The sequence below is a fragment of the Desulfobacula sp. genome (assembly GCF_014237455.1).
GTDB lineage: Bacteria > Desulfobacterota > Desulfobacteria > Desulfobacterales > Desulfobacteraceae > Desulfobacula.
Genome location: NZ_JABZFL010000020.1, coordinates 1 through 3,178, shown reverse-complemented (window position 1 = coordinate 3,178; position 3,178 = coordinate 1). Strand labels below are relative to the sequence as shown.

At 39.6% G+C, this 3,178-nt stretch carries 3 protein-coding genes and 2 pseudogenes; 3 read left to right on the top strand and 2 right to left on the bottom strand.

From position 1 onward, the window contains the following. From HGJ91_RS03400 to HGJ91_RS03390, 3 genes and pseudogenes are all read left to right on the top strand, one after another. Nucleotides 1-1,032 (top strand): annotated as a pseudogene (locus HGJ91_RS03400) (hypothetical protein); the annotation flags it as partial. Next, nucleotides 1,010-1,270: a hypothetical protein gene (locus HGJ91_RS03395; protein ID WP_291346290.1), complete on the top strand. Its 261-nt coding sequence runs from the start codon at nucleotides 1,010-1,012 to the stop codon at nucleotides 1,268-1,270. The pseudogene HGJ91_RS03400 and the gene HGJ91_RS03395, both read left to right, overlap by 23 nt. Nucleotides 1,271-1,459: 189 nt before the next feature. Continuing rightward, nucleotides 1,460-2,594, top strand: a protein-coding gene (locus HGJ91_RS03390; protein WP_291346289.1) for an IS3 family transposase whose coding sequence is annotated in 2 segments (ribosomal slippage) — nucleotides 1,460-1,734 and nucleotides 1,733-2,594 — 1,137 coding nt in all. Because the reading frame shifts where the segments join, the coding sequence is not laid out codon by codon here. A gap of 137 nt (nucleotides 2,595-2,731) precedes the next feature. Here the strand turns inward: HGJ91_RS03390 and HGJ91_RS03385 are convergent. Both HGJ91_RS03385 and HGJ91_RS03380 read right to left on the bottom strand, forming a co-directional pair. Further along, nucleotides 2,732-3,001 carry a hypothetical protein gene (locus HGJ91_RS03385; RefSeq protein WP_291346288.1) on the bottom strand — a complete coding sequence of 90 codons (270 nt, stop codon included), beginning with the start codon at nucleotides 2,999-3,001 and terminating at the stop codon, nucleotides 2,732-2,734. Beyond that, nucleotides 2,986-3,178, bottom strand: a pseudogene (locus HGJ91_RS03380) (hypothetical protein); the annotation flags it as partial. The gene HGJ91_RS03385 and the pseudogene HGJ91_RS03380, both read right to left, overlap by 16 nt.

The following is a 3,178-nucleotide window of genomic DNA, read 5'->3' as shown; positions in this document are numbered from 1 at the left end:
CCCCAGCAGTCTCTATTTGCCAAAGAGACAATAGCGGAAGTCGAGAGGGTATACGATTCAGTTGTAAGTGATTTTGCGGATAATATTATTGAAATTCCAAGAATTATAATCCAGCAAAGCGATGATGTTCTGTCCGGGTTCAAGGATTTTAGCCTTGATACCGAAAATCTCAACTACAAGCCTGTATCTGAAGAGATTTTGATAAAAAAGCTCCGTGAACAGGAAAACAGCACTGATATTGTTACAGGTAAAGGCAGGATTGTCCCCGACAGTCTTGAGAACATCATTGTGAATGAACTTATCAATTTTCCGGAGATAGATTACGACAACCAGTCTGATTTGTTATTCAAATTAGCAGGTCAGGCAGTTGAGAAGTTCAGGACATATCTTGTTGAAGACGATATTATCAATGTTGCTCAATATCATAAAAAAGAAATAGGGAATTACATCTATGCACAGATGATGGGCCATTTCTATTACGAAACACCGGGATTTGTGAAAACTACTGTACGACCTTTTACAAAAATAGAAGAGCATAATTTTTCAAAATACACAGAGGACAATATCTATCATTATACGGAAACAATCACACCAACCAACTCCATACCGGCTAAAGTATTCAGCGGTTTTAAAAGGGCCTGCCATAATCTTTATAAATTTGGTTCTAAAACGGAAAAAGACTTTGCCTGGATACTGGAACATGACAAGTCAGTATCAAAGTGGCTTCGTCCTGCCGAAAAACAATTCCATATTTACTGGAACCATAATTCGCGACGGTATCATCCGGATTTTGTAGTTGAAACAGGTAGCGCTATCTATCTGGTTGAAACGAAAAAGGAAAGAGATGTTGATTCGTCAGATGTTCAGGAAAAAGCACGGGCAGCAGTCCAGTATTGTGCCCATGCAACAGAGTTTACAACCCGCAACGAAGGCAAGCCCTGGAAATATGTCTTAATACCGCACAATGTTGTGAAGATAAATATGAGTGTTGATAGATTGGTTAGGGAATATGAGTATACAGAAAGATATTAATGGGGTCGCCAAGCATCCAAGCTGGTTTCAGGCGACCACACCTATTGGCAGCTATAATCCTGACTGGACGATATTAAGGGAAAACGGCGATATCGTTTATGTAATACGGGAAACAAAAGCCACAAAAGACCAGTTGCAACTGCGTGGTTTTGAAAGCGCAAAAATCAAGTGCGGTAAATGCCATTTTGAAACAATTGGCGTTGATTATGATGTGGCTGTCTCTGTTAGTGATCTTTAGATAATAATACAAATTCAGCAAAAATAACCAAAATATTGTTTCAAAAAAACTCCAAACATAGCATAAATACAAAAAGAGGTGAAGAAATGGAGAATGTAAAATGGGAACTTTATAATACTCCCCAAAAACTGGACAGTTGTTTAAGGTGTAAAATGAGCATATCCTGATCAACGAAAAGGAGGCTCATTGATGGGTAAAATTAGAAAAAATTACAGTGCATCCTTCAAAGGAAAAGTGGCTCTTGAAGCAGTCAAAAAAGAAAAAACGATTTCCCAACTATCCAGTGAATATGGAGTTCATTCAAATCAAATAAATCAATGGCGAAAGCGTCTTTTAGAAGAACTACCCGATATATTTTCAAAAAAGCGCCAAAAAAAAGAAAAAGATACTGAAGAACTCCAAGCTGAGCTTTACCAGCAAATCGGCCAATTAAAGGTTGAATTGGATTGGCTTAAAAAAAAATCTAAATTGCTCAGTTGATTTAAAGCGTCAATGCGTCAATCAGGATAAGCCCCGGATACCGATAACACGACAATGTGATCTGTTCGGGATTAACAGATCAAGCTATTACTATCAATCCAGCAGAAATGACAACTATAATCTGTTTTTAATGCGATTGATAGACGAAGAATATACCAAGTATCCGTTCTACGGTGTTGAGAAAATGACAGCCATATTAAGGCGACAAGGGCATACGATCAATCCCAAACGAATAAGACGTTTGATGCGGCTTATGGGGCTTGAAGCGATATATCCAAAGCCGAACCTGAGCAAGGCGGCAAAAGGGCATAAAATTTATCCATACCTTCTGCGCGACGTTTCAATTGATCGAGTTGATCAGGTATGGTCAACGGACATTACGTATATTCGCTTGAAGCAAGGTTTTATCTATCTTGTAGCAGTGATAGACTGGTTCAGCCGGTATGTCCTGAGCTATGAGTTTTCAACCACACTGGACAAGGAGTTCTGTATAAAAGCATTGCAAGATGCCTTAAAAGTTGCAAAACCTGAGATATTTAACACAGATCAAGGCAGCCAGTTTACCAGCGATGCCTTTACAGGCACTTTAAAAGATGCCGGAGTAACGATCAGCATGGACGGCCGTGGCCGAGCCCTGGATAACATTTTCGTAGAGCGCCTGTGGCGTACTGTGAAATATGAACGTGTCTATCTTCACAACTATGAAACCGTCCGGGAGGCGATTCAAGACATTGGGAAATATTTTAACTTTTATAACAATATACGCCCCCATATGTCTTTGGATTACCAGACCCCGGCAGAGATATATCTTGATGGCTTTTTCCAAAGAAAAGTTTTATCGTAGATCAATTTTCCCCTGCGGAACCTTGATCTGTTTACTATTATTTTTTTAATTTTCAGGATTATTTTTGGCTCAAAAGTGCACCTTAAAAAACCCTGTTTTTTGTCTTGACAATGGGGAGTACCTTAAGGGGGTTAGTTTCATCGTTTCAATATGTCATGTGTGCCGATGGCTCGAAATAGAACCCCGTCTTTAAGAAATTCAAAGGTGAAGCGATATTTCATGGTAATTGATCCCTCCCACCGATTTTTTGTTCCCTGGATTTGCTTAACTCTGAGCGAGGGGTGCGACGTTCGTTTCAAAAAGAGAGATAGCTTTTTGTCGAAGGCTTTTTGAATTTCTTTGGGCAGTTTATTATATTCTTTTTTGAATCGCTTGCTGAACTGGCAGGCTGTTACTTTTTCAACCATTTTAATCCTTCTTCCGCAGTCTTGAATGTTGGCGAAACAAGCCCTTTTTCGATCTCGCTATCAACGCAGGCCTCCATTTTCTGCCATTCTTTTGTCCAGTACCACCCCTGCGAAGGATCAATGAGCTTTCTCGGTTTCAAGATGATGTCACTGTCTCTCACATCCACCTCAACATAG

What these genes read in the sequence shown, in the direction of transcription:
- HGJ91_RS03395 (WP_291346290.1), top strand. Translation starts at nt 1,010, where the DNA reads ATGAGTATACAGAAAGATATTAATGGGGTCGCCAAGCATCCAAGCTGG.
- HGJ91_RS03385 (WP_291346288.1), bottom strand. Translation starts at nt 3,001, where the DNA reads ATGGTTGAAAAAGTAACAGCCTGCCAGTTCAGCAAGCGATTCAAAAAA.